20 protein-coding genes and 1 tRNA gene are annotated in these 25,563 nt (G+C 53.5%); 11 read left to right on the top strand and 10 right to left on the bottom strand.

The window, feature by feature from the left end:
• Positions 1 to 285 precede the first annotated feature (285 nt).
• Positions 286 to 1,431: a cysteine desulfurase family protein gene (locus FF011L_RS26045; protein WP_145354826.1), complete on the bottom strand. Its 1,146-nt coding sequence runs from the start codon at positions 1,429 to 1,431 to the stop codon at positions 286 to 288.
• A complete protein-coding gene (locus FF011L_RS26040; RefSeq protein ID WP_145354825.1) occupies positions 1,428 to 2,156 on the bottom strand; it encodes a hypothetical protein in 729 nt (242 codons plus the stop codon). The genes FF011L_RS26045 and FF011L_RS26040 overlap by 4 nt, the downstream gene beginning before the upstream one ends.
• Before the next feature lie 108 nt (positions 2,157 to 2,264).
• On the opposite strand from FF011L_RS26040, the gene scpB reads away from it, so the two are divergent.
• Positions 2,265 to 3,467, top strand: coding sequence for an SMC-Scp complex subunit ScpB (gene scpB, locus FF011L_RS26655; RefSeq protein WP_246109640.1), 1,203 nt, complete (start codon positions 2,265 to 2,267; stop codon positions 3,465 to 3,467).
• A gap of 3 nt (positions 3,468 to 3,470) precedes the next feature.
• On the opposite strand, the gene hemA is transcribed toward scpB, so the two are convergent.
• On the bottom strand, positions 3,471 to 4,757 hold the full coding sequence (gene hemA, locus FF011L_RS26025) for a glutamyl-tRNA reductase (RefSeq protein ID WP_145354824.1): 1,287 nt from the start codon (positions 4,755 to 4,757) through the stop codon (positions 3,471 to 3,473).
• Positions 4,754 to 5,650, bottom strand: coding sequence for a cytochrome c biogenesis protein CcsA (gene ccsA / locus FF011L_RS26020; RefSeq protein WP_145354823.1), 897 nt, complete (start codon positions 5,648 to 5,650; stop codon positions 4,754 to 4,756). Before ccsA ends, hemA begins: the two co-directional genes overlap by 4 nt.
• 161 nt (positions 5,651 to 5,811) lie before the next feature.
• On the opposite strand from ccsA, the gene FF011L_RS26015 reads away from it, so the two are divergent.
• The 3 genes from FF011L_RS26015 to FF011L_RS26005 all read left to right on the top strand — a co-directional run bounded on the left by FF011L_RS26015 (position 5,812) and on the right by FF011L_RS26005 (position 8,577).
• The gene (locus tag FF011L_RS26015) at positions 5,812 to 6,384 is read left to right on the top strand and encodes a DinB family protein (RefSeq protein ID WP_246109639.1); all 573 of its coding nucleotides are present in this window, start codon (positions 5,812 to 5,814) and stop codon (positions 6,382 to 6,384) included.
• A 65-nt stretch (positions 6,385 to 6,449) separates the two neighbouring features.
• Entirely contained in the window at positions 6,450 to 7,277 is an 828-nt protein-coding gene (locus tag FF011L_RS26010) for a class I SAM-dependent DNA methyltransferase (RefSeq protein WP_246109638.1), read from the top strand.
• Positions 7,278 to 7,362: 85 nt separating this feature from the next.
• Positions 7,363 to 8,577 (top strand): hypothetical protein, encoded by a 1,215-nt coding sequence (locus tag FF011L_RS26005; RefSeq protein ID WP_145354822.1) that lies wholly within the window; start codon positions 7,363 to 7,365, stop codon positions 8,575 to 8,577.
• 33 nt (positions 8,578 to 8,610) lie between these two features.
• Here FF011L_RS26005 and FF011L_RS26000 read toward each other — a convergent pair whose 3' ends face one another.
• A complete protein-coding gene (locus FF011L_RS26000) occupies positions 8,611 to 9,153 on the bottom strand; it encodes a hypothetical protein (protein ID WP_145354821.1) in 543 nt (180 codons plus the stop codon).
• Between the two features lie 538 nt (positions 9,154 to 9,691).
• Here FF011L_RS26000 and FF011L_RS25995 point away from each other — a divergent pair.
• Complete coding sequence (locus FF011L_RS25995) at positions 9,692 to 11,251, top strand: sigma-70 family RNA polymerase sigma factor (protein ID WP_145354820.1); 1,560 nt, start codon at positions 9,692 to 9,694, stop codon at positions 11,249 to 11,251.
• A gap of 341 nt (positions 11,252 to 11,592) precedes the next feature.
• Here FF011L_RS25995 and FF011L_RS25990 read toward each other — a convergent pair whose 3' ends face one another.
• The 3 genes from FF011L_RS25990 to FF011L_RS25980 form a co-directional block, all read right to left on the bottom strand.
• Complete coding sequence (locus FF011L_RS25990; protein WP_145354819.1) at positions 11,593 to 12,612, bottom strand: hypothetical protein; 1,020 nt, start codon at positions 12,610 to 12,612, stop codon at positions 11,593 to 11,595.
• 476 nt (positions 12,613 to 13,088) lie between these two features.
• Positions 13,089 to 13,532 carry a hypothetical protein gene (locus FF011L_RS25985; protein WP_145354818.1) on the bottom strand — a complete coding sequence of 148 codons (444 nt, stop codon included), beginning with the start codon at positions 13,530 to 13,532 and terminating at the stop codon, positions 13,089 to 13,091.
• Complete coding sequence (locus FF011L_RS25980) at positions 13,529 to 14,428, bottom strand: DUF1559 domain-containing protein (RefSeq protein WP_145354817.1); 900 nt, start codon at positions 14,426 to 14,428, stop codon at positions 13,529 to 13,531. Before FF011L_RS25980 ends, FF011L_RS25985 begins: the two co-directional genes overlap by 4 nt.
• A gap of 80 nt (positions 14,429 to 14,508) precedes the next feature.
• Between FF011L_RS25980 and FF011L_RS25975 the strand changes: the two genes are divergently transcribed.
• The 3 genes from FF011L_RS25975 (at position 14,509) to FF011L_RS25965 (ending at position 19,074) form a co-directional block, all read left to right on the top strand.
• Positions 14,509 to 14,703: a hypothetical protein gene (locus FF011L_RS25975; RefSeq protein ID WP_145354816.1), complete on the top strand. Its 195-nt coding sequence runs from the start codon at positions 14,509 to 14,511 to the stop codon at positions 14,701 to 14,703.
• 185 nt (positions 14,704 to 14,888) lie between these two features.
• On the top strand, positions 14,889 to 17,057 hold the full coding sequence (locus tag FF011L_RS25970; protein ID WP_145354815.1) for an HAD-IIB family hydrolase: 2,169 nt from the start codon (positions 14,889 to 14,891) through the stop codon (positions 17,055 to 17,057).
• Positions 17,038 to 19,074, top strand: a complete 2,037-nt coding sequence (locus tag FF011L_RS25965; protein ID WP_145354814.1) for an amylosucrase — start codon at positions 17,038 to 17,040, stop codon at positions 19,072 to 19,074. The genes FF011L_RS25970 and FF011L_RS25965 overlap by 20 nt, the downstream gene beginning before the upstream one ends.
• A 135-nt stretch (positions 19,075 to 19,209) precedes the next feature.
• On the opposite strand, the gene FF011L_RS25960 is transcribed toward FF011L_RS25965, so the two are convergent.
• Positions 19,210 to 19,857 carry a class I SAM-dependent methyltransferase gene (locus FF011L_RS25960; RefSeq protein ID WP_145354813.1) on the bottom strand — a complete coding sequence of 216 codons (648 nt, stop codon included), beginning with the start codon at positions 19,855 to 19,857 and terminating at the stop codon, positions 19,210 to 19,212.
• 117 nt (positions 19,858 to 19,974) lie between these two features.
• Positions 19,975 to 20,046: transfer RNA gene (locus FF011L_RS25955), tRNA-Cys, on the bottom strand.
• A gap of 303 nt (positions 20,047 to 20,349) precedes the next feature.
• Here FF011L_RS25955 and FF011L_RS25950 point away from each other — a divergent pair.
• The 3 genes from FF011L_RS25950 (at position 20,350) to FF011L_RS25940 (ending at position 25,562) form a co-directional block, all read left to right on the top strand.
• Complete coding sequence (locus tag FF011L_RS25950; RefSeq protein ID WP_145354812.1) at positions 20,350 to 20,880, top strand: DUF2760 domain-containing protein; 531 nt, start codon at positions 20,350 to 20,352, stop codon at positions 20,878 to 20,880.
• Positions 20,881 to 20,946: 66 nt separating this feature from the next.
• The gene (locus tag FF011L_RS25945; protein ID WP_145354811.1) at positions 20,947 to 22,764 is read left to right on the top strand and encodes an Hsp70 family protein; all 1,818 of its coding nucleotides are present in this window, start codon (positions 20,947 to 20,949) and stop codon (positions 22,762 to 22,764) included.
• Entirely contained in the window at positions 22,761 to 25,562 is a 2,802-nt protein-coding gene (locus FF011L_RS25940; RefSeq protein WP_145354810.1) for a hsp70 family protein, read from the top strand. The genes FF011L_RS25945 and FF011L_RS25940 overlap by 4 nt, the downstream gene beginning before the upstream one ends.
• The last annotated feature ends 1 nt before the right edge of the window (position 25,563 follow it).

The following is a 25,563-nucleotide window of genomic DNA, read 5'->3' as shown; positions in this document are numbered from 1 at the left end:
AACCATTTACCCTTGGTTGCCGCCCAGCCTTACGGGACGTCGAATTGAGTCGCTTGAGCGTCGCCTAATGCCATCGACACCTTTGGCGACCCGGTTTGCAGGCTGTTGGTTGAATCGCCAAATCAACAGACCGCTGGCGCCACTCCGCAAGGTTCACCCGGAGAACCATTGGGAAGTTGAATCGTCTTTGCGTGAAGTATGGCACGCGAAATGGGTACATCCCGAATAGTTTACCAGCCAGTTAGCCGGTAGGCGAGATGAATCCGGCATCTTTTCCACATTGTTCTACGGTCGTAACCTGTTGAAGCAGTTGATGATACGGTCTGATGCATCATTTATTTCAACAGGCGTGGAAAACTTTGAAAGCCCAAAACGGAGCGAACCCTGTAATGTTTCAGCCGCCACGTCCATTGCTTGAAGGACGTAGCTTGGCTCGCTGCTACCGCTGGCACATGCCGATCCGCTGCTGCAGCAGACACCGTTCATATCCAGTCCCATCAGCATCGATTGACGATCGATGTGGGGAAAACCGAGGCAGCTGGTGGTGGCCAACCTTTCCGCTAGGCCGCCATGAATGACCAGTCCGGGGATCGCGTTTTGAAGTTGTTGTTCGAACGAGTCACGGAGCGGTTGGATCTCAGCTTGCATCTGGTGAAGGGAATCGCATGCCAGCTGCAAAGCAGACGCTGCGCCGACGGCAAGCGGCACGGACTCGGTTCCTGGACGCATCCCAAGCTGTTGAGCACCACCGCGCCAGATGGCTTTAAAAGGGATGTGGGGTGCGATCAGCAGCCCACCAATTCCGGCTGGACCGTGAAATTTGTGAGGAGCAAAAACGAGCGAATCGATTTCCAGAGCGGTAAAGTCGAAAGGGATCTTTCCAATCGCCTGGGTCGCATCGACATGCAGATGAGCCTTCGCAGCACGGCACAACTGGGCAGCCTTGAAGATCGGTTGCAGCACGCCGGTTTCGTTGTTGGCAGCCATCAGGCAGACCAGGGGAGATTCACCCGATCGATGTTCAAGGGTTTGTTGAAGGCTTTCCAGCGAGACGACGCCATGCTTGTCGACCGGCAAGAAGGTCACCTCACGACCTTCCGCTTTCCAGATTTTGGCCATTTCCAGGATGCTGGGGTGCTCGATCGCGGAAACAACCAAGGGGCGATGGGAATCCCCGAAACCGCACATCGCCAACTGGTTCGCTTCGGTTCCACCACTGGTCAGTATTAGTTGCGGACCTCCTGGTTTTTCGATATCAGCGCCCAGGAGGCGTCCGATTTGGGCGAGCGCTTGATCAAGAATGGAGCGGGCAATTCTCCCTTGAGCGTGCTGGCTGGAAGGATTGAGCGGGCCTCTTTCCCAGACGCTGGCCATCGCTTGAAGGACAGCAGGAGCGATTCGGGTGGTCGCGTTATTATCCAGGTAGATCACGGTTGAGCATTCGTGGCGGCAGCGGGCGGCGGAGGGGGCAACGCAGCGATCGCTTCTTGAAGCGGTTGACTGTCTGGATATTCAAGCAGCGTTTCCGCCAGTAATTCGCGGGCGATTCCGGAACGGCCAGACTCGTTCAAATCGCTTGCAATTTGCAGATTTTCACGGATCAGGAAGGTCCGAATGGAGGCTTGAAGTTGGGCCGGATCGTCGGACTTTTTTGCCAGTCGGAACAGTTCGGGCAGCAGCACATACAGCTCTCGCTGGGCCAGGTTTTGGACGACAGGCCACAAGATGGCGGCCTCTTTAGGATGGCTGATGGTCCAGTCTCGCCAGTTGGTACCGAGATCTCCTTCGAGGTACTGAACCAAGATTTCAGCATCGGACGGAGGTCTCTGGAGTGTCCCGCGTGACAATTTAACGAGGTGCCAGTTGCCGGGCAGTTTGCCATTTTGAGGCGATTGGATCAGTTTCTGAGCGATCAGATAAGACGCGAGCGAGTTCATCGATCCGGAACGTCGAATGGGCCGCACCTGCAGATGGACCAAGGGAATTTCCCAAAAGGAAAAATTTCGAAGTTGAAAATTGCTCGGAGAGAACTCGCGTCCGTGGACGTTTCCCTGTATCAGCGTGGCTAAACCGATACTTCCGACCAAACAGACCGTTCCAATGATTCCAACCAGAACTTGGTGCCGGGTTTTACGGCGAGTTGATTTGGCGGCCATCCACGAGGTTTCCTGCGGAATAAATAGATTTGAGGTTGCCACCGGTTTGATTGGCAGCGAACAATCTCATTCTACGGTACGACGTACTCTTTCCCAAACGAGGTCGGATTGAAAAACACAACCTTCCGAAATCGAACTTCAGGCGCTCGTCTAGTCGCTGGGGCTTCCCGAAATGGCTGGAAGTCCGCGTCAACGAAGCAGGCAAATCGTTGGGGACGTCCCTATGCGGTCTATCATGCGTCAAAAGACGAAGTTCAAGCCCCGGCGATCCCTCAAGACGATCCACAGACTCGGCTGCAAAAAGTGGAAGCGGTTCTTTTGCTGGCCAAAGGACCTCAGACCGCTCGCAAAATTGCTCAGCTAGCAAATCTTGAAGACGCGACGGAGGCCCGAACCATGATCCGTCGGCTAAATGAAGTTTTTGATGAATATGGTCGATCGATTCGTGTGGAGTCGATCGCAGGCGGGTATCAATTGCTAACGCGCCCCCAGTTTGCGCCCTGGATTCGCCGCTTGGGGCATGTGCCGGCTCCAGTGAGTCTTTCGTCGCCAGCGATGGAAACGTTGGCAATTGTGGCTTATCGCCAGCCGGTGATGCGAGCAAACATCGAAGCGATCCGCGGAGTTGCCTGCGGCGAATTGTTGCGGCAACTTATGGAGAGAGATCTTGTAAGGATTAGTGGACGCAGTGAAGAATTGGGCCGACCCTTCCTATATTCGACTTCAAAGCGATTTCTACAAATATTTGGTTTACATAGTGTAGACGCGCTGCCGAACATTCGTTTTGATATGCTGCCTGATGAGACGTCTGAAAATGATGAAGAGGGCAGCCAGGCCGATCTTGCCGATCCGCAGCTTTTGAATGAACAAATTGACCCCAGCGATTCAGTAGAGGAATCCGACGTGAGCATCGCTCTGGAAACCGCCGTTCTCGGCCCCCATTCTAGTAATTTGATTTCACCTGACCTTGGTGGGGCGGTTGCCCTTGTCACGGAGACGGGGACCGATGCGCCCACGGCAATCATCGAGGATGAAGAAAATGACTGGGATGATGAAGATGATGACGAGTGGGACGATGAAGAAGACGACTGGGACGACGATGAAGAAGAGGATGACTGGGAAGAAGTCGGGGACGACGATGAAGATGATGATGACGACGAAGAAGATGACGACGATGATGCTGATGACGACGACGACACCGAAGATGGTGACGAGGACGACGTCGAGTTCGACGACGACGATGATCTAGACGAGGACGATCTAGATGAAGATCTGGACGACGACGATGAAGACGATGACGAGTGGGACTGACCCCTATTCGCCATCATTCAATTTGAAGAGTTCACGGAGTGCAACCAAAAGGCCTCCGCTATGACCTGCCGCGGCATCGTCTTTTAGCGAAGCCAAGGGAGGGTGAAGGAGTTTGTTGACCAGCCGATCAAAGGCCTGTTCGATGTCTTTCGTCGCTTGTGTACCGAGTTCGGTCTGTTGACTTAGGCGACCCATCAGCCGCTTCAGTTCCTCTTGTTTTAGTTGCTCCGCCTGGTCTCTTAATTGGCGAATGACCGGTCCGGTTGCCCGGTGATGTAGGTCCGCAATGAATTTACGGGATTCCTCGGCAATGATGCCTTGAGCCTTGGGCCACTGTTTTTGACGTTCTCGCTGGTTTCGTTCACAAGCCGACTGCAGGTCGTCCACCGAATAGAGATAAACGCTCGCAAGTTCCCCTATGTCGTGAGCAAAGTCACGAGGGACGGCTAGGTCTAGGATCAATAGCAGGCGATCATATCGGGCTTCGTGAATCGTCTGAAACCGTTCTAAAGTGATCAGTGTGTCGGTCGCTCCGGTGGTGCTGACGATCAAATCGGCGTGGGTCAAAAGCAGGTCTAATTCAGGCCAAGGGCGAGCGGTGCCACCAATTTCTTTGGCAATTTTTTCAGCCCGCTCGCGGCTTCGGTTGACCACATGAATGTCTTTGGCACCAGCGGTGACCAGATATTTGAGTGTTTCTTCTCCCATTTCGCCGGCACCGATTAACACGATGCATTTGTCGGCCAGGGTATCGAAGAATTCAGGGATGACCTCACCCACAGCAACACTGGGAACGCTTACCCGGCGACGATGGATTGAGGTTTCTCGGTCCACACGTTTTGCGACATGGCTGGCAGCTTGGAAAGCGGCATGCGTTAAAGGGCCGGCGGATCCACTCTCGCAGGCAAGTTCATAAGCTTGTTTGACCTGTGAGATAATCTGAGCTTCTCCGACCACCATGCTGTCTAGGCTTGCCGCTACGGTGAACAGGTGTTCGATCGCGGCTTGTCCGTCCAGATAGACCAGTTGTTCAAGCAAACCATCGGTAGGCAGGTTTCGCTGGGTGGCAAGGAAATCGGCCATCGCGCGTTGATCAGGGCCATCGCCATCGGCGGCTCCTGTATACAGCTCGACGCGATTGCAGGTGCTTAGCAGCACAATTTCTGCCGCCGGAAAGCGATTTCGGAAATCGTTTAAAGCCGTTTGAGCTTGAGCGGTTGTGAAAGACAACTGTTCGCGGAATTCAACCGCTGCCTGGCGGTGATTGCACCCAATCATTTGCAGTTTCATCGTGTTCCCTTCCAGTTTAGGGAGATCGACGTATCCGCGGAGGAGGGGGCTTCGTCGGGGAGGCCTCTGCCGTGTGGCGAGGTTAATACGGCAGCAAAAGCGAGGACTAAAAAGACAAAACTAGCAAACGTTAGGTAGGCGACTTTTCGGCCTCGGCGAGACGGTCGGTAAAAAATTTCAAACAGGGTCGCTGCTACCAACCACAACAATAGGATTCCCGAAAAGATCACTCCCCTTTCGGTCCAGCCAACAGATCCCCAGCGATTGAGATTCATCAGGACTCCCGAGAACAATCCGCACGCCAAAGCGATCGTGCTGAAGTACAAACAGCGGCGGTTTAGATGCTGCAGACCTTCTAAGTTTGGTAGCCGAACACGACCTCTTCCGGCTCGTTTTTGCTTTAAACGAGAGGACTGAACCAGGTACATCACACCGGCCAGGAATCCCAGCAAGACAGCCAGCGAGCCTAAGAGCATTGCCATCGCGTGCACATTACGCCAAATCCCGGTCGCTTCTTCGCGAGAGAAAGGAGGGGAATCCTGGACGTATATTGCCAAGGCGATTAACGCTAAAACGGGGGGGAGGAGGAAGGAACCGACCGTTGTTTCAGGTCTGCGAAGCAGGAAAAAAAGGTAACAGGCAGCCAATCCCCACGATAAAAGCAGGGACCAGTCGTACCAGGTTGCCATCAGCCCCGCTTCGGTCGTCCCATCTGGTTGGGCTCGAAGGATCAAATAGGCTAGCTGCAGCACTAAACCGACCACCGTGAATCCAAGGATCACGATGCGGCGGACAGGGATTTCGAACCATGTACGAGTCAATTCCAGCACCAAAGCAACTAGGTAGCTGGTTACAAAACAGGTAACGGAGATTCCGGAAAGAAATTGGATCATGCGTCTATTCTAACTCGTTGTTTAAAAAAGGCCCGAGGGGTGGGGCTTGCGAGCCTGATTTTCCCACCGATGCTATAGGGGACCGAGCCGCCTATCCCAAAGGCCACCTATGTCGAAATCGGTTTGATCAGCTTTCTTACTAGTTCTTGGGTTTCTCTGTTATGACCGCTTCTCCGTCCGATCCGACCAATTCTTCGGTCGCTCCGCCGTTGCCAAGTTCTGAGGAAGCGCTTGTCATGTGCCGAGTGGCGCTCGGCCAAATGGAATTTGCTCGAGCCTATACGCTGGAACTGCTTGAGAAAACACCTGCCGAACGATGGTTTGACGTTCCCGCGGGAGCTCCCACCTGCATCGCTTGGCAGGTTGGGCACTTGGCGGTTTCGCAGTACGGGCTGTTGTTGTTTCGGCAACGCGGACGCCAGCCCGATGATTTGGAATTGATTCCGGGGCGTTTTCGCAAAACCTACAGTCGAGGCTCGGTGCCGAAATCGGGCCCAGACCAACACCCGTCAGCAGATGAATTGCTTAGCAAACTTCACAAAGTTCATGAAATCGCTAGAGAAGAACTGCAGGGGATGGAAGACGGGGAAGGGTTGCTTGATCCGATCGATATGCCTTACGCGGTCTATCCGATCAAGTTAGGGGCGATTCTCTTCTGCCCGCTGCATGAACAGATTCATGCGGGGCAAATCGGTTTGACAAGACGTTTGTTGGGTTTGGATCCTGTCCGTTAGGTCGATCTTGCAGCTTTCTGGTTGGAAAACCAGATGCGAAAATCGAAAGGCGCTAAGGTTGGATGGTGCCAAAATCACTTACATCTATTGGATTCGGATCGCTGGAAATGGAACTGGAAATCGTCAACGAGAGCATTTACGACCATCCCAAGTATTACGATTTGGTTTTTGGGTCCGACTGTGCATCCGAACTGCAATTTATTGAAGCCTGTGCGGCCCAGTTTATGTCAGGTCGAGTCGAACGTTTGTTCGAACCCGCGTGTGGAACAGGTCGCCTGTTGAATCACTTCGCGGCTCGTGGATACCGAGTCGGCGGGATTGATTTGAACCCGAAAGCGGTCGCTTATTGCAATGATCGATTGAAACGCAATGGCTGGGAAGATCGCGTCCAGGTCGCCGATATGTCGGCCTTTAAACAACCTCATAAGTGGGATTTGGCATTCAATACGATCAACAGTTTCCGCCATTTGGGAACGGCCGCGGAGGCTGAGGGGCATTTTGAATGCATGGGCAAGATCGTCCGGCGAGGTGGATTGTACCTGCTTGGGATTCACCTATCCCCTACGAATGGAATCCCAGAGGAAGGCGAATCTTGGTCGGCCCGCCGTGGTCACCTGGCAGTCAATACTCGAATGTGGACCGTCGACCGCAACCCGAAAACCAGGATCGAGCGGTTTGGCATTCAGTTCGATGTGCATACGCCTCGGCGTCAATTTCGGATCGTTGATGAACTGGTTTTAAGATCCTACACCGTCAAGCAAATGGAGACCCTGATTGCGGCGAGCGGGGTTTGGGAGGTTCTGGAAACCTACGATTTCGCTTATGACCTCGATTCACCCTTGAAAGTCGATTCCAGCACCGAAGATGTGGTCTATGTGCTGAGAAGACTTTAATAGTCTGGCAAAACCCTATCCCATCGGACCACTCGAGCGATTAGACTAGGAACTTAACATTCCCCCTTTCCGTGGGAGCTTATGGGTGGTTCCTCAAAATGAAGCCGATTCGGCAGCCTTTGATTCAGACGCTTCGAATGCGGCTGATCCGGTGGTCGGTAGCGTCGTCGCGGATGATTCGGCATCGTTGCAAGAATCGGTAACGCTCTCACCCGGGAATCAGGCCGGGGTGTTAGGTTGTACGGAAGCGATTCCGGTAAACGACCCACAACAGGTTCGCGAGTTGTCGCCCAGTATTTTAGGGGCTTATCAAGTTTCCAAGGGGCATCAGGAATTTTCCGGATGTACGCTCGACCCGCGTCCGTTTCTTGGATTGCGATTTAGCGCTGTTGAGGATGAAAATCTTTCAGCGGATTGGAAGTGGTTCGGCGGAGACGGAATGCCTGTCTCCGAATCCTTGATTCGAAAATTGGGTTTCGATTCGCATCAGCCGTGTGATGCTCGTTTGCGTGCCGGGGATACGCCGATGGTCGAGCGTTGGCGGAAAATTGCGGTCGATCAGTTGGCGTCGGAGCGGTTGATAGAAAACCCATCGGATGGAGCGACTCAAGCATCCAGCTCGGAAGCCCTCTTAGGTCAAGATCCTGAAACCGTCATTCTGTGGTGTCGCTGGGCTTCGGGGACGGTAGCTTTCCGATTTGACAATGGAGCTTCGGCCAGGATTCCGTTTGCAGGTTGGGCAAGTGATTTTGTCTCAAAACGTCAAAAACCCGATCCGTTTCGATGCCCTGAAACCGGCATCACTGGCTATGAACTGGTGGCGCTTGATTCGCAAACCGTGACGGTTTCAGCCGCCGTTGGAATCTGTCAGGCTTCTCAGATAGCGACGCTGATCAGCCGTCTGGAAACCTGCGAAATTTCTGGCAAACGTGTCCTTCCAGAATTTTTGTCCGTCTGTGCGATAAGCGGGCGGAAGGCGATTACCGATTTGTTAGAATCCTGTCAGTGGTGTCAGCGACAGGTGGTTCCTAGTCAAATTTCGGGTCACCGATGTAGCGATTGCCGCGAAGGGGAGCCGATCGCTGGCAACGACCCGCTATTGGTTGCGTTGCTAAAGAAGCACCCTGAATGGGAGAAATATGGGAATTGGCGGGGCTGGCGTGACGCTGAGCGAGCTGTCCTGGTGGGGAAATCTTGGCGTGGCGGTTTGGCCGTTATCTGTGATCCGCGTGAGCAAACCGTTCTCAGGGTCGCACACAGGGGGCCCCTGCGTCGGCAGTGGACTTTTGACACTCCCTAAGTGTCTCTTTACTTGCGGGCTTCCTTAGCCTTTTTATGCGGCGACAGAAGGGGGCGTCCGTCGTCGTTCAAGGATCGCAATTCCGATCGCGATTAGAAGAGCGACTCCGGCGATGCTATACCCAAAAGTCATCCACCAATTCCAGCTTGCTTTTGTATTTGCTTGGACTTGATACGGAAATGGCTGGCGATCGCCTAGCGGGCGGCGGACCAGCTGCTCCCAGCGGGTCACAAGGTCTTCCGTCGACGTCGAAAGCATGACGGCTTCGTTGTATTCCACAAATTTGTCGGTGTCGTATTCAATAGGAATCATCAAGGCGCTGACGAGAGCAAACGTCCCGAAGGCGCCGAATACCAGGGCGATAAATCCCATCACGGCGAACAGCATCCGCAGCGGGAAAGCGTGTTCCGCCACTGGCGGGGTGGTGGTGGTGGAATCGGTTTTTGGTAGTAAACGGAGTTCCCTTAGTTGTGGGATTTTGACTATTGTCTGGCAGTTCGGGCACGTTGTCTGATCACCCGCTTGGCCGGGGCTGACCGAGAGGATTTGGCCGCAGGTACATGGCAATGCGTACATCGTAGAAAAACCAATGAAGATACAGGAACTTTTGCGGAATGACTGGACCGTGCAAGGCGGCTGACTAGAATCTTAAAAGAACAACCGAGACAACCGGCAACACCGGCCGTAATGACCTTCCGTTTGATAATCCTTCCATTGTCAGACCAAGTGCTCAACGCCAATAGCGGACTGATTCGTCCGTACTCCCGGATCCCACCGATAGACGGTCACTCAGGTTGCCGACCCATGACGGTCAACTGAAACACGACACCATTTTTAGTACGTAACCACGACCGCCTTCGGTTCGTCAAGACCCTAGGTAGCTGGCATTTTGGCGGCACTGTCCTGATTAGGGAAAATAATGGGTCGATACTGAGGCCCGTTAAGTCACCGTAATCGCAAAGTTTTACCAATTGCTTGAAGGGATCCGGTCACTTGCTGTAGCGGTGGTAGAATAGATTGTCAATCCACTGTTATTGCTCACCGGCGTTTTTTCGTTGGTCTCCCGCTGAATATACCACGGCATTATTAATTTAGGGTTAAAGGAGTCACACCTTTGTATCAAAATATTTTGGACGATTTTGAAGACGACGCACCGGCCGCAACCGACGTCGTTCGCAATTTCAGCAAGCTCCCAATCGATGACAGTGAAGATGAATCTGCAGCGATTTCAGCTGTAGAAGCCGTTGAAGGTGAGGTTCAGTTAGATAGCCCCGACGATCTGCTGGTTCCGGATGAATCCGAAACTTGGTCCGATGATCCTGTCCGAATGTACCTGACGCAGATGGGCGAAATCCCATTGTTGACGCGTCGCGAAGAGATTCTGTTGGCTAAGCGGATCGAAGAGACCCGCCGTCGTTTCCGCTCCAAATTGCTTGAAAACCACTATGTACTTGTAGAGGCCTACAAGACGCTTAAACGCGTTCATCGTGGGGAACTGCCTTTTGACCGGACCGTTCAGGTCTCGGTGACTGATCGGTTGGAAAAAGAGCAAATCTTGGGGCGGTTGCCTCATAACCTGAAAACGCTTTCGGTACTGCTTCGCCGCAACTGTCACGACTGGCGTATTGCCCTCAGTAAATCGACCACCGAAGAACGGCGTCAAGAAGCATGGCGTTCTTTGGCACATCGTCGTCGTCGTGCGGTTCGCCTGATCGAGGAACTGGGATTGCGGACCCAGCGGATCGAAAATCGAATCGGACTGTTGGAGAAATTCAACAACCGGATCGAAGAGCTCGATTCACAAATCAGTGAAGCCCCAAAAACGAAACAGGGCCGAGAAGATCGCGAGGTGCTACTGCAAGAGCGTCGTCAGATTCTGACCGCTTGCCAGGAAACACCAACCTCCCTTCGCAACCGTGTCGAATTGCTGAAACGGGTTTACAGCGAGTATCAGCAAGCGAAACGTGAGCTGAGCGAAGGAAACTTGCGGTTGGTTGTTTCGATCGCCAAGAAATACCGTAACCGAGGCCTCTCCTTCCTTGATTTGATTCAAGAAGGAAACGCAGGCTTGATGCGTGCCGTCGATAAATTTGAATATCGTCGTGGTTTCAAGTTCTGCACATACGCCACTTGGTGGATTCGCCAAGCGATTACCCGAGCCGTCGCGGATCAGAGCCGAACCATTCGGATTCCAGTCCACATGGTGGAAACGATGAGCCGCGTACGTAACGTTGCTCGTCAGTTGTTGCAGGAATTGGGCCGCGAACCAACGATCGAAGAAACAGCTCGTCGAGCTGAAACGACGATCGAAGAAGCTCGCCGAGTTCTAGCGATGAGCCGATATCCGATCAGTTTGGATCGACCCGTTGGCAACAGCGAAGACAGTCAGTTTGGTGACTTGCTACCAGATGGTACTGCCGAAAGCCCAGCGATAGGTGCGGCTCAGGACATGCTCCGTGATCGGATCAACAACGTCCTGAAAAGTCTCTCCTATCGAGAACGCGAAATTATCAAATTGCGTTACGGCCTAGGGGATGGTTACAGTTACACGCTGGAAGAAGTAGGCCATATCTTCAAGGTAACCCGCGAGCGAATTCGACAAATCGAAGCCAAGGCCGTTCGCAAACTGCAGCAACCAAGCCGCAGCCAGGACTTAGTCGGTTTCCTAGACTAAAGCTGACAGCAGCCACCGCAGTCAAACGATAATCCTCGGCTCAAAGAGTCGAGGATTGTCGTTGGTACCCACCCCTTTCCAGGACACTCTATCACCTTTCCAGGACACTCTATGGTCGGGGGAGATTAGTCCGAGTTAGTCCGAGGACACTCTATGGTTGGGGGGGTGTGCTGGCTTTGATGTTTGTTTTTTTGATGAATGTGGGCACTTTGTTACAGAGATTTTGACCGATTAACTACCTGTTGAGGCCGTTTTTTGGGGCTATGGGTGTACCGGTAGCGATCAAAGGCCCATTTCTTGACTTTTGAGACGCTACTTGGACTCGGCGACCGGGGATTAGGTCAGACTATCGACCATGTATTGTCGATTGGGACGGTTTCCTGGTCGGCGATTTGACGTTGGTAGATCGCGGTGCGGGTTTGCAGGTCGACCGGCGATGCGTAGCGATGCCCCATTTGTGCGTGTCGCTCGGCTAACTCTTCAACGTTCACGGCGGTCCCATCTAGCTCTATTAGACTTCGGAACATGCGCGCCGGTAGTCGATCGGAGGCCTGAAGTTCTGGCCGGGACTGGATGGCCAGGTGCCAAAGCAATTCCTCGTAGGCTTTTAGTTTCATCGGGACGCAACCGAGACGCTCGCTTAAGGCTTCACGTTTGCGAACTTGCTCTTCGATCTGAGCAGTCGTTAGCTTGTTCGCGACCACAACTTGCTGGCCATCGACTTCTCCTTCTAGCTCCAGCGGTGCTAGCCATGATTCGAGATCGGCGGTTTTACCTTCAAGGGTTTTCAGTCGTTCGCTGATCGACACTTCGGCAAAGTCGTCTAAGGCTTCGGCCAAGCCGGCGCGTATCGGGTTCAAGTCGACGTACAGCATCCCCGCCAAAATCTCCTCTTCAGTTGGCAAACGATTCAATTTAAAGCGGTTACCGAAAAGACGTCCGGTAACTCCGTCTTCTTTGTTGCAGCGTCTGGAAAGCGTTTGACACATCTGCCGAACAAACCATGAGATATTCGACAACCGTTCACGGTACTCTTCGACAACCTCGGGATCGTTGACGATCTTAGCGATTTCCGACTCGGTAATCTTCCCGCCGTTTTTCGCTCGGCACTTCGCACGCGACGTAACTGAAAGCCAGCGAATAGCGATCTCACGTGGCGTCAGTTTGGCCGCCAGGTCAGGTCGATTCCGAAGGATGGCATGCCAATGATTCGACAGGATGCTGTAAGCCAAAACATCAATACAAAAGAAGCGAGCAAGCAACGCCATCCGGTCTCGATACCAGACTCGCCGATCCCGATAGTCACGTTTGGAATTCAAGTCGATTCCGAACAGATAAATGCCACGTGATGTGCGATTCATCGCATGATAGACGTTTACCTCTTTTGCCCTGAACACTTCACTTCGATTTACATTGCACATTTCACCTACCCCATGCATGAAAAAAGAGCGAGTTAACTCGACACTTGTATCCTACTACTGTCGGGGTGATTGGGCAACTCTGTTAGGGAGAGGGGCAAATGTCGTGAGCCAATTCCTGCCAATTGCTTGCATGTCCCAAAAAGATGGCACATCTAAATACACCTGAAAGCGAACCAAATCCAGTAGATCATTTGCTAGCTGCCATAGTGCTAGCGTCCATAGAGTGTCCTCAGCCGTTGTTTCCATAGAGTGTCCTCTACGGGGATGTTGCTAGCACGCATGGAGGAGCAGCTGGCGTAGAGTGTCCTCAGCCGTTTGAGCAGCTATCGCGTTCAGATGGTAATCCTCGATTCTTTGAGCCGAGGATTATTGTTGGTTGCGGCGTGTCGGAATATGGATTGGGTTTTGGTGTTTGGCTACTTGGCGTCGATGACGTCGGCCATTTCAAAATCCATTTCGACATCTTCTTCTGGAAAATCGAAAGGCTTGATATAGCTTTTTCCTTTTCCAATGGGAGCTCCATATGGTGCGAAATCGGGTTCAGGATTGACCCCGTCAAAGCCTTGGATACTCACTATTTGAGGGCCTCCGGTGAAGCCCGTGCCGTTGGCAGAGGAATCGAATCGTCCATCGACAATTGCTGCGGAACCCGCAGCTCCAGAATTCCCTTTGGAAGTGTCGGGTTCCAGCATGATCGTTCCCTGGGGGACCGGTTTCCCTTGGTAGGAGACGGTGCCTGAAAAACGGTATCGCTGGACCCCCGAAGAATCGCAGCCGAGACTTATCGCGAACAGAACGGGGATCAGGAAAGCTGGTAAAAATCGCACAAGCTGATGCTTCAAACGAATGGTTTGGCTCATAGTCCCTTAACCTCACCCGAACCCCGACTAGCCGCAGCGCGATACGCCGTCATGTCGATCGTCTCCGAGACAAATCGGACCGATCCATCCATCATCCCAAACATCGCGCCCGAAGGATGTTGCGATCCGTATCCACCGTTGTTGAAGGTCATTGTGAACCCTCCATTTTTGGCGGCATTGATTGGCCACTTGTGGTTTTTGGTCGACAATAAAGCGACTCCGTTGTACCAATACAGCCCGCGAGTCCAAGCCCGATAGAACTTGTACTGTTCGTAAGAGACTTCTCCCATGCCGATGGTGTTGGTCGTGCCATCGGTAATGTCGGCGAATCGCAGGTTGCTACGTAATTGGAAAACACCGTCTGTGGCATATTCGCCAAAAGATGCATTTTCACGAGTTGTGTCGCGGACGTAGGTCTGATTGGTTTGTGCGTTGGTACCGATGGGGCCTGAGTTTCCGTAGTAGTGCGTCGTGTAAAGATCGGCTTCATTTGCCGCGGTGCTAACAGAAAACTGTTCGGGCCCGCTGGGGCATAAGAAACCGTCGATTCGGTTCTGAGCCATCGGAAGATTTTGAACATAGTTGCCGTCGTAACGGACCTGTTCAAAGAGGTTTTGTTGCTCCATGAAAGGGAGCAAACGGACCAAAATCCCAATTTTGCCGCCACCATCGATGCTGCATGGAGGGAATCGCTTGTTGACATCGTGGTAATTGTGCAGGGCTAGGCCAAGCTGTTTCATGTTGTTCGAACACTGCATTCGGCGAGCAGCTTCGCGGGCTGCTTGAACCGCAGGCAGGAGCAGCCCGACAAGCACTCCAATGATGGCGATCACCACGAGCAATTCGACTAAGGTAAAACCACGTCGCGAGATACGCGAAGTTTGTTTGGAACACATTTTTGGAATTCGCCCATAAAAGGTGAGGAAGGGCAGATTAGCACCTTCTGAGGTTGATTTTCATTTGCTGTTGATTCGAAATGAAAACACGAAAACCCTCAGTTTATCGAAATTGGCTTACGCCACAATTCATCTCAGCCAGTTATTGGTACCTGTTTTCTCCCTACTGGGACAGTAGTGGAAGCTTCGATTCCTTTGAGTGGGGCAGTGAACTTGCCGTCGAAGCGATGCCCAGGCTGCATCCTGTTCTTGGAACGGTTTTTGCACACTCATGATTACGTTCGTTTTTTCGGATCCATTGTTGCTTGATTGAATGCCGGTTTCCTGGTTTGAGTTAGGTGCGCGCCAGCAATCCGCTTCGAGTTAGGGTAGGGTTTAAGGTTAGGCAAACAGAATCGGTGTTTGCTGGTCGATGGATCTAGTCGTCTTCAACTTTCCGTTCGTCTATCCCCAAGCCAAAATGAAACTTCTTGAAGAAGAAAATTCACTCAAAATTTCTCTCATTAGTCTCCATGGTTTAATTCGCGCGACCGACGCACCGCTTGGCTTTGATTCAGACACCGGTGGGCAGATCAAATATGTCCTCGAATTGGCTCGAGAGTTAGCTGCTCAGCCGCACGTCCGTGAAGTCGAATTATTGACCCGGCAGATTATCGATCCCCGCCTGGATGATGATTACGCTCAATTAGAAGAAGCTATCTGCGAGAACGCAAAAATTGTCCGGATCCCGTTCGGTCCTAAACGGTATTTGAAAAAAGAGTCGTTGTGGCCATTCTTGGAAATGTTCATCGACCAATGCCTGGTCCATTTTCGCCGCCATGGCTTGCCGCATATCATTCATGGTCACTACGCCGATGCGGGGATGGTGGGGGCTCATCTGGCGCAATTACTGCATATCCCCTTTATCTTCACGGGGCACTCACTCGGTCGAGTGAAACAGCAGCGATTGAGTGTCGGCAAGCATGCCAATTCAACGGATGCGATGGAGCGAAAGTACAAGTTTACGCAGCGGATCGAAGCGGAAGAGGTCGCGCTGGAAACCGCGTCGATGGTCGTTACAAGCACCAGTCAAGAGATCGAACAGCAGTACGAATTGTACGACCATTACCAGCCTTCACGGATGGAGGTGATTCCGCCGGGAGTGGACCTGGATAATTTTTCCCCGCTGACGGATGACTGGAAACCAACTCCGTTCGCAGACGAACTGCATCGCTTTTTGAAAGAACCCGAAAAGCCAATGATTCTGACGCTGGCTCGCCCAGACGAGCGGAAGAATCTTCATAAGTTGGTTGAAGTCTACGGCGAAAGCGAAGAGCTTCGCGAACGGGCGAATCTTGTCCTCATCATGGGGACGCGTGAAGACCTGAAAGATCTTCCCAAGGCTCAGCGAGATGTCATCCGTAACATTATGGAACAAATCGATAAGTATGATTTGTATGGCAAGGTTGCCTATCCCAAAAACCATACCCCTCGAGACGTGCCGGACCTTTATCGCTTGGCGACCTCTCGACGAGGGCTGTTCATCAACCCCGCGCTGACCGAACCGTTTGGACTGACATTATTGGAAGCGGGAGCCACCGGTTTGCCGATTATCGCAACCAATGATGGGGGGCCTCGCGACATCATCGCTAACTGCGGAAATGGGCTGTTGATCGATCCGCTCGATAACGAGGGGATCGAGAAGGCATTGCTACGGGGGTTGACCGAACCGGAGCAGTGGGACGAATGGTCAAAAGCCGGAATCGTTGGTACTCGAAAACATTATTCCTGGAGTAACCACGCCAAACGCTATTTGCGAGACTTGGATGATATCCTGCAGAATAGCGCAGCACCTGTCTTGCAACAGACACACTCGCAGCGGCGGTTGCCTGAATTTGATCGGATCATCATCACCGATTTGGATAACACGTTGACCGGCGACCCTGACGGGCTAGCCGAATTTATCCAGCTGATTAAGGACCACCCACACATTGGATTTGGGATCGCGACCGGTCGGCGATTGGACAGCGCGTTGAATTTGATTCAGGAATTGGGGCTGCCGCAACCGGACCTGATCGATACCGATGCGGGGACACAACTGCATTATGGAGAGCGGTTGACTCCGGACCTCAGCTGGCGGCAGCAAATTGGATTCGCCTGGAAGCCTGCCGAGATTCGGGAAAAATTGGATTCGATCGAGGGGCTTTATATACAGCCTGAATCTCAGCAATCCGAGTATAAAATCAGCTATGAAATCGATCCAGAAAAAGCACCGACTCCTGCCGAAATTCAGAAGGCCCTTCGCAGTGCTGGATTGCGTGCTAAGGTTGTTCTATCCCTGGGAATGTACTTAGACGTGATTCCTGTTCGTGGTGGCAGCGATTTGTCGATGCGGCACCTGTTGTGGAAATGGGGGTTCTCGCCCGACAATGTTCTTGTGGCAGGCGATTCCGGTAACGACGCTGGCATGCTACTGGGTAGAACGCTAGGTGTTGTTGTGGGGAACTATAGTCCCGAATTGGAAGTGATACGCAATCGACCTCGTGTCTACTTTGCCGAAGCGGAACACGCACGAGGGATCATTGAGGGCATTCATTACTACCAATTCTTAGACAATATCGTTATCCCGAATGATCGGCACGAAGAATAACGGAGCCGCCTCCCAAAACGGTGCACCTAGCCAAGGAAAAAGGACGTCCGGGAACCTTAGGCCTGGAAGTCTTGCGTTTGAGGCACAACTTACATTGCAGCGTTTGCTGCCAAGGCTAGACGCGGTTTGGGAGAAAACGAAAACATCGGAACGTGTGCGGCACGATTTCGAAGTTCGATTGCATGACCACTGGCAATCGCTGTTTGAACTGCTGCGCGAATTGTATGGCCAGCGGTACGATTTCTTTTACCACCTAGAACAAATTCTGATCACCGCTGCGGAAGCTTGGGCTCATCGTTCACCGGTGCTTCGTGAGGTGGATCATCAGCGTATCAACGATCCCGATTGGTTTACGTCGGAGAAGATGGTTGGCGGCGCCTTATACGTCGATTTGTTTAGCGACAATCTAGGACGCTTGCGAGAATCGATTGGTTACTTTCAAGAACTAGGGCTGACCTACCTTCACTTGATGCCGCTGTTTGCCGTTCGCCCGGGAAACAATGATGGTGGTTATGCGATCAGTAATTACCGTTCGGTCGATCCTCGCTTGGGAACGATGGAGGACCTCAGACTACTGGCGGACGATCTCCGTGAAGCGGGGATTTGCTTGGTCCTCGATTTTGTTTTTAACCACACCTCGGATGATCATCAGTGGGCTCAGAAAGCTCAGGCCGGTGAGTTGGAGTATCAAGAGTTTTACTACATCTATCCCGATCGAGAGACTCCGGACCGGTACGAGCAGACCCTTCGCGAGATTTTTCCTACCGTCCGCAGAGGGAACTTCACTTGGCATGACGGGATGCAACAGTGGGTTTGGACCACGTTCAATAGTTTCCAGTGGGACCTGAATTACAGCAACCCATCGGTCTTTCGAGCGATGCTGGAAGAGCTGTTTTTTATCGCGGATACCGGGGTCGATATTTTAAGGCTGGATGCGGTTGCCTTTATCTGGAAACAGATGGGAACCAATTGCGAAAATCTGCCGAAGGCCCATACCTTGATCCAGGCGTTTAACCGATTGGCGAGTATCGCAACCCCAGGCCTGCTGTTTAAATCCGAAGCGATCGTGCACCCGGACGATGTCGTTAAGTATATCGGTCACGACGAATGCCAGATTTCTTATAATCCAACGTTGATGGCGTTGTTGTGGGAATCGTTGGCGACGCGTGAGGTTCGATTATTGACCCAGTCGCTCAGTCACCGACATCAATTGCCAGAAAACACGGCATGGGTGAACTACCTTCGCTGCCATGATGATATCGGCTGGACCTTTGATGATGCCGATGCCTCGAAGATAGGAATCAATGCCTATGACCATCGGCAGTTCCTCAATCGGTTTTACACCGGTCAGTTTCAAGGATCGTTTGCACGCGGAATCCCTTTCCAAGAGAACCAAGCGACCGGGGACATGCGTATCGCCGGCACGATGGCTTCCCTGGCAGGCCTTGAATTAGCGATTGAGCATGAAGACGAAAAGGGAATGGACGAAGCGATCGGCCGTATCCTGCTTCTTCAGGGAGTCGCACTGAGTATCGGTGGGATTCCGCTGCTGTATCTGGGTGAAGAGTGGGGAATGCTAAACGATTATGATTTCGTTGAAGATCCAGCCAAAGCAGGCGATACGCGGTGGGTTCACCGTCCCAAAATGAAGTGGGAGTTCTTGGAGGAACTGGGAGACAGTTTGGGCTCGGGGCCGGGATCGCTCAGGCGACGGATCTTTCGGTCGCTTCAGCGGATGATCACGGTGCGCAAGTCATTGCCAGCGCTGGGCGGACAAAAGATGGACCTTGTTCAGTCAGGCAATACACATCTGTTAACATTTGTTCGGTCGCGAGACAGCCACCGTTTGGTGGTGGTCGCAAACTTCTCCGAACAACCGCAGTCACTGGAGGGTAATGTGCTGCGAACCGCGGGGCTAGGACGGTTCTTCGAAGACGCGATCGGCGGTCAAACCTATGGCAGTAGCACGGACCTGATAGTTGCCCCCTACCAGGTTCTCTGGTTGAAAAGAGTCTAAGGTGTCGCCGCATTTTTTTGAAATGCGGCGTTCCCTTTGGGCTGAATTTGATGCGAATCCGCGGTGATTTCACCACTGCGATATCACAGATGTTTGGCTGGAATTGATCCTCTAGGCTGATCGCAAGAAAGGGTTTTACTTCTTGCGAGCGACGATGGCGGTTCTGGTCAGTTTGGCTGGCAGATGCTTTAGGCTTAGCTTCATCGCTTTCATCTCACATCCAGCTTCCGTGAGCAGCTGTTGCATTTGAGCGAGCGGGATATTGTGGTAGTGGTAGCGATGGGAAACAAATCGGCCGGTGAGGCTTTCATTCATTTCGATATTGATCAACGTCCCACCTGGAGCCAACAGCGAGACCAATTCACGGAGGCTTTGTTTTGTATCGTCCGCGTACCCCACAACCGCTCCGACGCAGATCAGGTCAAAAGTCCCTTCATCGAGCGTCGACAGTTGACCATCTAGCGAGGTGATTTTTCTGGGGGCTGAAATGTTGGCGATGCCGACTTCAATTCGCTTGCGGTCGATTTTCCGCGAATCGGCATTGGCGAGCGTCGCTTGCAGAAAATTGGGTTCTAGGTCGGTCGCCAATAAACGAGTCTGGGGAAAACGCTGAAGAAAATGCAGTCCCAGCAGACCGGTGCCGCAGCCCGCATCAAGCACCCGGCGAGGGGCGGTTTCCAGCGTCATCGTCCGGAGATACCGATCGATGCCCGCTTGGTAGCCGAGTAATTTGATGAAGAAGTCGTAGGTTTGGCTATTTTTGTATAAATCGGGGCTGATCATCCGAGAGCCAGCGTCGGGAGGACAACAAAAAACCCCAGCCCACCAAAAACGGTGGGCTGGGGTTTTTTTGCCGTTTCATCGGTAGAAAGCGAAGTTTCGTCCTGATGAATTCGAAAGAGGCGACGCCGGGATTCGAACCCGGGATGTCGGATTTGCAATCCGATGCCTTAGCCGCTTGGCCACGTCGCCGATAGTTACCTGCCGTTTTTGACGATACCGATCTTTTTGCTTTGAAAAACCGGTCCGACCCGCTGTCGGCTGGTGATTTAAGTAACGTAGGGATTCAGTGATGATTGGTCAATATCTGACGGTTTCACAGGTTCCCTTGGTTGCATGGAAAAGATATCGGCCAGAAATCGGATCGACTTGAGCGGTTTCACACGTCTGGACGAAATCGACTTTGCGATTCAGGCTATTAGCTAGAGAAATCGCTCGCAAAAATAGTTCGCAAGATCTGCGATTTTTAGAAGTCTTTAGCCCTTCGAGATTGTCATGGCCCTGGGTACAGCTTTCCGAGCCTTTTTTGGCTCCCTTTTTAATTCAGAAACTTCGCAGCGGGTGCAGCTAGCACTCGAGGGCGAATCCGCCGTGTCGGCGCCCGAACCGGCTCGGATTGAAACGGCTCCCGTTCCGCCGGCTCCGTTGCCGCCGGCGCGCAGCGATGCGGTGGCCTTGCTAGCAACTCTGCAGCGAGAGGCTCGCTTGGTCGATTTGGTGCAGGAAAAATTGGATGCCTATTCAGACGCTCAGGTCGGCGCTGCGGCTCGACCTTGCCTGCTGCAGTGTGCATCCATTTTGGAAAGGGTGATGGGCTTGCAGCCGGTGGTGGCAGGTTCTGAGGGAAGCCAGGTGGAAGTTCCCAGTGGTGCTTCACCGGCCGCTTATCAGTGGATCGGCGAAGGAAGCGGAACGTCGGGACAATTGGTCCATCCAGGTTGGAAAGCCAGCCGCGTCGATTTGCCCGAGTGGACCGGTCAGGATGCTGACGCAAAAATTATTGCACCGGCTCAGATAAAGCATTGATCGACGACCAAAACTTTTGTGACTTGATTGCTTAACGTCTTCCCCTACTAAACCCCTGAAATCCCTGTGCTCTCAACTTCTGCAAAGTTCTCCGTCGGGATTGACTTGGGAACAACCAATTCCGTGGTCGCGTACACTCCTCTGGAGGAGTCCGCAGGAATCCCCGCGTTGCTGCCGATCCCACAGATCGTCCAGCCGGGGCAAACGGAATCGCGATTTTCGCTTCCGTCGTTTTTGTACCTTCCTCGTGAGGGTGAACTGGAATCGCTGCGAGGCTCTCTGCCGATCGATCCACGCAATGGGGTCGCGGGGATCTATGCTCGCCAGCAAGCGGCAGAGAACCCACAGCGGGTCGTCGTGGCTGCCAAAAGCTGGCTCTGCCACCATCGCCAGGGCCGCGGCCAGGCGATCCTTCCTTGGCAGGCTCCTGACGAAGTTTCCAAGGTTTCGGCGATGGACTGCACGACGCGTTTCCTCCAGCACTTGGTTGCGGCCTGGGAAGCGGCTCATCCCGAAGACCCTTTGCTTGAACAACAAGTCGTTCTGACAGTTCCCGCGTCCTTCGATCCAGCGGCCCGTGAATTGACACGACAAGCCGCCTTGGATGCAGGGTTGCCTGCCGATTTCGTTCTTTTGGAAGAACCGCAAGCGGCCGTTTACAGCTGGTTAGCGGGACAGTCGGACAAATGGCGTCAGCGTTTAGGGACGGGGGATTCGCTGTTGGTTGTCGATGTTGGAGGGGGAACAACCGACCTGACTTTGGTTTCGGTTGCCGAGGAAGAAGGGGAATTGATTTTGCAGCGGACGGCGGTCGGGAATCATTTGTTGGTCGGTGGCGACAACATGGATTTGACGCTGGCCCATGTGGTGTCGCAGCAGTTGGCCGCGGACGGACATACGCTTGACCCATGGCAAAGTGTTTCGCTTTGGCATGCTTGCCGGAATGCTAAAGAACAGTTGCTGTCGGCTGATGGACCGGAAGAACAAACCGTATCGGTTTTAGGACGAGGGAGTTCGTTGATCGGCGGGACGCTTTCGACAACGATTAGCAAAACGAAAGCGGCCGAAATCCTGCTGGATGGATTCTTTCCAAACTGCAATGCGGAGGCTCGGCCCGAACGAAACGTTGCCAGTGGGTTTCAAGATATTGGCTTGCCATACGAATCGGATCCGGCGATCACGAAACAGATCGCCGCCTTCCTCGCGAATCAAAATGAGGGGGATTCGGAAAGTGGTTTGGCCGGCGGTCGTCCGACGCATCTGCTTCTCAATGGAGGCGTGTTTCGCAGCCCCGCGATTCGTGAACGGTTGACTGCAACATTGAGTGGATGGTGTGACGGTAAACTGACGCCATTGACCGAAGGTGAAGACCTGGACCACGCGGTTGCCATCGGGGCCGCCTATTATGGGTGGACCAAACGGCAAGGTGGGATTCGTATCCGCGGCGGGACCGCACGGGCTTATTACATCGGAATTGAAACCGCGGGTCTAGCGATCCCCGGAATGCCGCGTCCGCTGCGGGCTCTTTGTGTCGCCCCGCAGGGTATGGAAGAAGGGACACAGATGGACGTTCCCAGCGATCCCGTTGGAGTGGTTGTCGGCACGTCGGCGCGGTTTCGCTTCTTTGCTTCCACCATGCGAAGCGAAGATACCGCCGGCACGAAATTGGACCATTGGAGTCCTGAAGAATTGGTGGAAAGCGATCCCATCGAGTTGCAATTGACCAGCGAAAACGCAGGGGACGAACCCTTCGTGCCGGTTCAGTTTCACAGTCGAATCACGGAACTGGGAATGTTCGAATTATGGTGCCGGGCAACCCGCAGTGATGAAGAATGGAAGATGGAATTCAACGTTCGTGAAGAGGGTCACGGGGAACCGGTATGAGCGAGAGTGCGGAGGGGGCCGAGGAGACTAATCTATCTCGGTATGTCGTTGGCATCGATCTTGGAACGACCAACTGTGCGGTTAGTTTTGTCGATACGACCCAAGATCCTTGGCAGGTCGAATCGCTGCGAGTCCCCCAGTGGGTCGACCTGCGGCAATGGGAACGTCGCGACACGTTGCCTTCTTTCCATTATGAATGGACGGTAGAGGAAGCGGCCGGTGATGCGCCGCGGCTACCGTGGCAAGAGTCCTCACCGGCCAGTTGCGTTGGCTTGTTCGCGCGCGATGCGGGAGGCCGACATCCCGGCCGCCAAGCCTCGTCTGCAAAAAGTTGGTTGTCGCACGACGGGGTCGACCGGACCGCGGACCTGCTCCCCTGGCACGGTGAAGCGGGGGTGCAACGATTGTCGCCGGTCGATGTCTCGGCGGCCTACTTGAAACATCTCCGCGAGGCTTGGGATTACGAACATCCCGACGCCTTGTTGGCCGATCAAGATGTCGTGATCACGTTGCCTGCATCGTTCGACGAAGTGGCGCGTGAATTGACGGTTCAAGCCGCGAAGCAGGCCGGTTTGCCTCGTGTTTATTTGATCGAAGAACCGCAAGCGGCGTTTTATGCCTGGATCGATTCTCAGGGCGAAGCCTGGCAGGATGCGGTTACTCCGGGACAGTTGATTTTGGTTTGCGATATCGGCGGAGGGACCACTGACCTGACGCTGATTCGTGTTCGAGCCGCCGGTGGCGGACAGGTGCAGTTTCATCGTGTCGCGGTCGGTAAGCACTTGATCCTGGGCGGTGATAATTTGGATCTGGCGATCGCCAAGTACGCCGAATCGAAATGGCAGGCGGATCAACCTGAGACGAAATTGACCCCGTCTCAATGGGAACGGTTGGTACAGGCGTCACGGGTGGTCAAGGAGACGATGTTGGCGACCGAAAGGCCCGAGGAGTACACGATCAATCTGCCTGCGGAAGGGGCACGATTGGTGGGCGGGGCGATTCAGATTTCGCTGACGGCCGCCGAAGTCGATCAGACACTACTGGACGGATTTTTTCCCGCGGTGGAACTCAACACGCGTCCAGAAGCGGGGCAGAGTGGGTTCCAAGAGTTTGGTTTGCCGTATGCCTCCGACCCTGGGATCACTCGACATCTGGCTGCATTTCTCTCCGATCATCGCCGTAGCGGGATGGGGGATGATACCGAGGCAGCCGATCGCCCTGACTTGGTACTGTTTAACGGTGGTGTGATGGGAGCTCCGGCGATCGGCCAGCGGATCGTTGACTCGCTGACTCGCTGGTTCGCAGACGAATCCGATTGGAAACCAACCGTCCTGGATAATCAGCGCCTCGATTTAGCGGTTTCGCGAGGGGCCGCCTATTACGGGATGGTTCGTCGCGGGCAAGGCATTCGGATCGCGGCCAACCTGGGACGATCTTATTACATGCAGGTTAGCGACCACCCGCCAACCGGGCTCTGTCTGATCCCCGGCAGTGCCGAGGCAGGAGAGCGGTTTGTCGCCGATACGCATCCGCTAGAAATGCAAATTGGAACTCCGGTTCAGTTTCCGTTGTGGGTTAGCAGCACGCGATTGGCTGATGACGTGGGAGAGGTGATTCCCATGCAGTCGGGGGAAGCGACGCCGTTGCCGCCGATTTGTACGGCACTGGTCCAGAAACGTCGCCGGAAAGAGACCACGCTGCGGGTCTTGGTCGAGGCCGAACTAAGCGAGATCGGAACGGTTGGGCTTCATTGCGTCGATCCCGTTTCGGGGCAGCGATGGAAATTGGACTTCGATATTCGCAGTACCCTGGAAACCGATCGTACCGCACACCAAGGGGGAGGCGAAGCGGCAGGGATTGTGGACAGTGAAACCGTGTCCCAGTGCGAAGAACAGATAGCTTCGGTCTTTGCGAGTGATTGGAAAGGCGATTCGCAGCCACCCAGTCGGCTGGTTAAAGCATTGCAGTCCATTTTAGAACAGCCCCGCGCCGCATGGCCGCCATCGTTGCTGCGTTCTTTTTGGCAGACCCTGTTTGATGAACAGGCCGGACGCCGTGTGTCGCCTCAGCATGAATCGCGTTGGCTGAATCTGTTGGGTTATTGTTTGCGTCCAGGCTACGGAGTGGCCGTCGACGATTGGCGAGTCGCACAGACGTGGCGTGTGATCCACAATAAATTGGCTTTTCCTGCTGCTTCGTCCAGCATCGAATCGGCCATTCTGTGGCGGCGGATCGCTGGTGGATTGACTCCGGCACAGCAAGAGCAATTGGTCCTTCCCTTGAACGCGATGTTACGAGGCAAAGGGGTCCGAATGCCAACCAATGAAGCTTTAGAGAATTGGCGATTGGTTGGTTCGCTGGAGCGTTTGGACATCCAAACAAAAATCGAGTGGGGAAGATTGGCGTTGCAGATGTCCAAAAACAAAAAGCACGCGAAACTACATGAGGCGATGATCTGGACGATCGGAAGGTTGGGAAGCCGGCAACTAACCTACGGCCCACTCAATACAACCGTCCCACGCGACGAAGTGGCTCGTTGGGTCGAGCAATTAACGGCACGCAAGGCAGACTGTAGCAGTCTGCCGCTAGCCCTCGTTCAGCTTTCGCTCCCAACGGGAGATCGTTTTCGAGACCTGGCGGAACACGACCGAGATGCGGTCGTCGCTTGGTTAAGAGGGGCCGGAGCCAGTGAACACTATTGTTCGTTGGTTCGAGATGGCGGCCGACTGGAGACAGACGACGAAGCGGCAGTGTTCGGAGAAACACTGCCGCTCGGTATTCGTCTGGTTCGGTCCTGAT

The sequence above is a fragment of the Roseimaritima multifibrata genome (genome assembly GCF_007741495.1).
GTDB lineage: Bacteria > Planctomycetota > Planctomycetia > Pirellulales > Pirellulaceae > Roseimaritima > Roseimaritima multifibrata.
This window is presented reverse-complemented; position numbering and strand designations above follow the sequence as displayed.

Bases quoted from the DNA above. Each gene is read 5' to 3' on its own strand.
- FF011L_RS26040 (WP_145354825.1), bottom strand. From the start codon at position 2,156: ATGGCCGCCAAATCAACTCGCCGTAAAACCCGGCACCAAGTTCTGGTT.
- hemA (WP_145354824.1), bottom strand. From the start codon at position 4,757: ATGAAACTGCAAATGATTGGGTGCAATCACCGCCAGGCAGCGGTTGAA.
- ccsA (WP_145354823.1), bottom strand. From the start codon at position 5,650: ATGATCCAATTTCTTTCCGGAATCTCCGTTACCTGTTTTGTAACCAGC.
- FF011L_RS26015 (WP_246109639.1), top strand. From the start codon at position 5,812: ATGACCGCTTCTCCGTCCGATCCGACCAATTCTTCGGTCGCTCCGCCG.
- FF011L_RS26000 (WP_145354821.1), bottom strand. From the start codon at position 9,153: ATGTACGCATTGCCATGTACCTGCGGCCAAATCCTCTCGGTCAGCCCC.
- FF011L_RS25990 (WP_145354819.1), bottom strand. From the start codon at position 12,612: ATGAATCGCACATCACGTGGCATTTATCTGTTCGGAATCGACTTGAAT.
- FF011L_RS25985 (WP_145354818.1), bottom strand. From the start codon at position 13,532: ATGAGCCAAACCATTCGTTTGAAGCATCAGCTTGTGCGATTTTTACCA.
- FF011L_RS25980 (WP_145354817.1), bottom strand. From the start codon at position 14,428: ATGTGTTCCAAACAAACTTCGCGTATCTCGCGACGTGGTTTTACCTTA.
- FF011L_RS25975 (WP_145354816.1), top strand. From the start codon at position 14,509: ATGAAAACACGAAAACCCTCAGTTTATCGAAATTGGCTTACGCCACAA.
- FF011L_RS25970 (WP_145354815.1), top strand. From the start codon at position 14,889: ATGAAACTTCTTGAAGAAGAAAATTCACTCAAAATTTCTCTCATTAGT.
- FF011L_RS25965 (WP_145354814.1), top strand. From the start codon at position 17,038: ATGATCGGCACGAAGAATAACGGAGCCGCCTCCCAAAACGGTGCACCT.
- FF011L_RS25960 (WP_145354813.1), bottom strand. From the start codon at position 19,857: ATGATCAGCCCCGATTTATACAAAAATAGCCAAACCTACGACTTCTTC.
- FF011L_RS25950 (WP_145354812.1), top strand. From the start codon at position 20,350: ATGGCCCTGGGTACAGCTTTCCGAGCCTTTTTTGGCTCCCTTTTTAAT.
- FF011L_RS25940 (WP_145354810.1), top strand. From the start codon at position 22,761: ATGAGCGAGAGTGCGGAGGGGGCCGAGGAGACTAATCTATCTCGGTAT.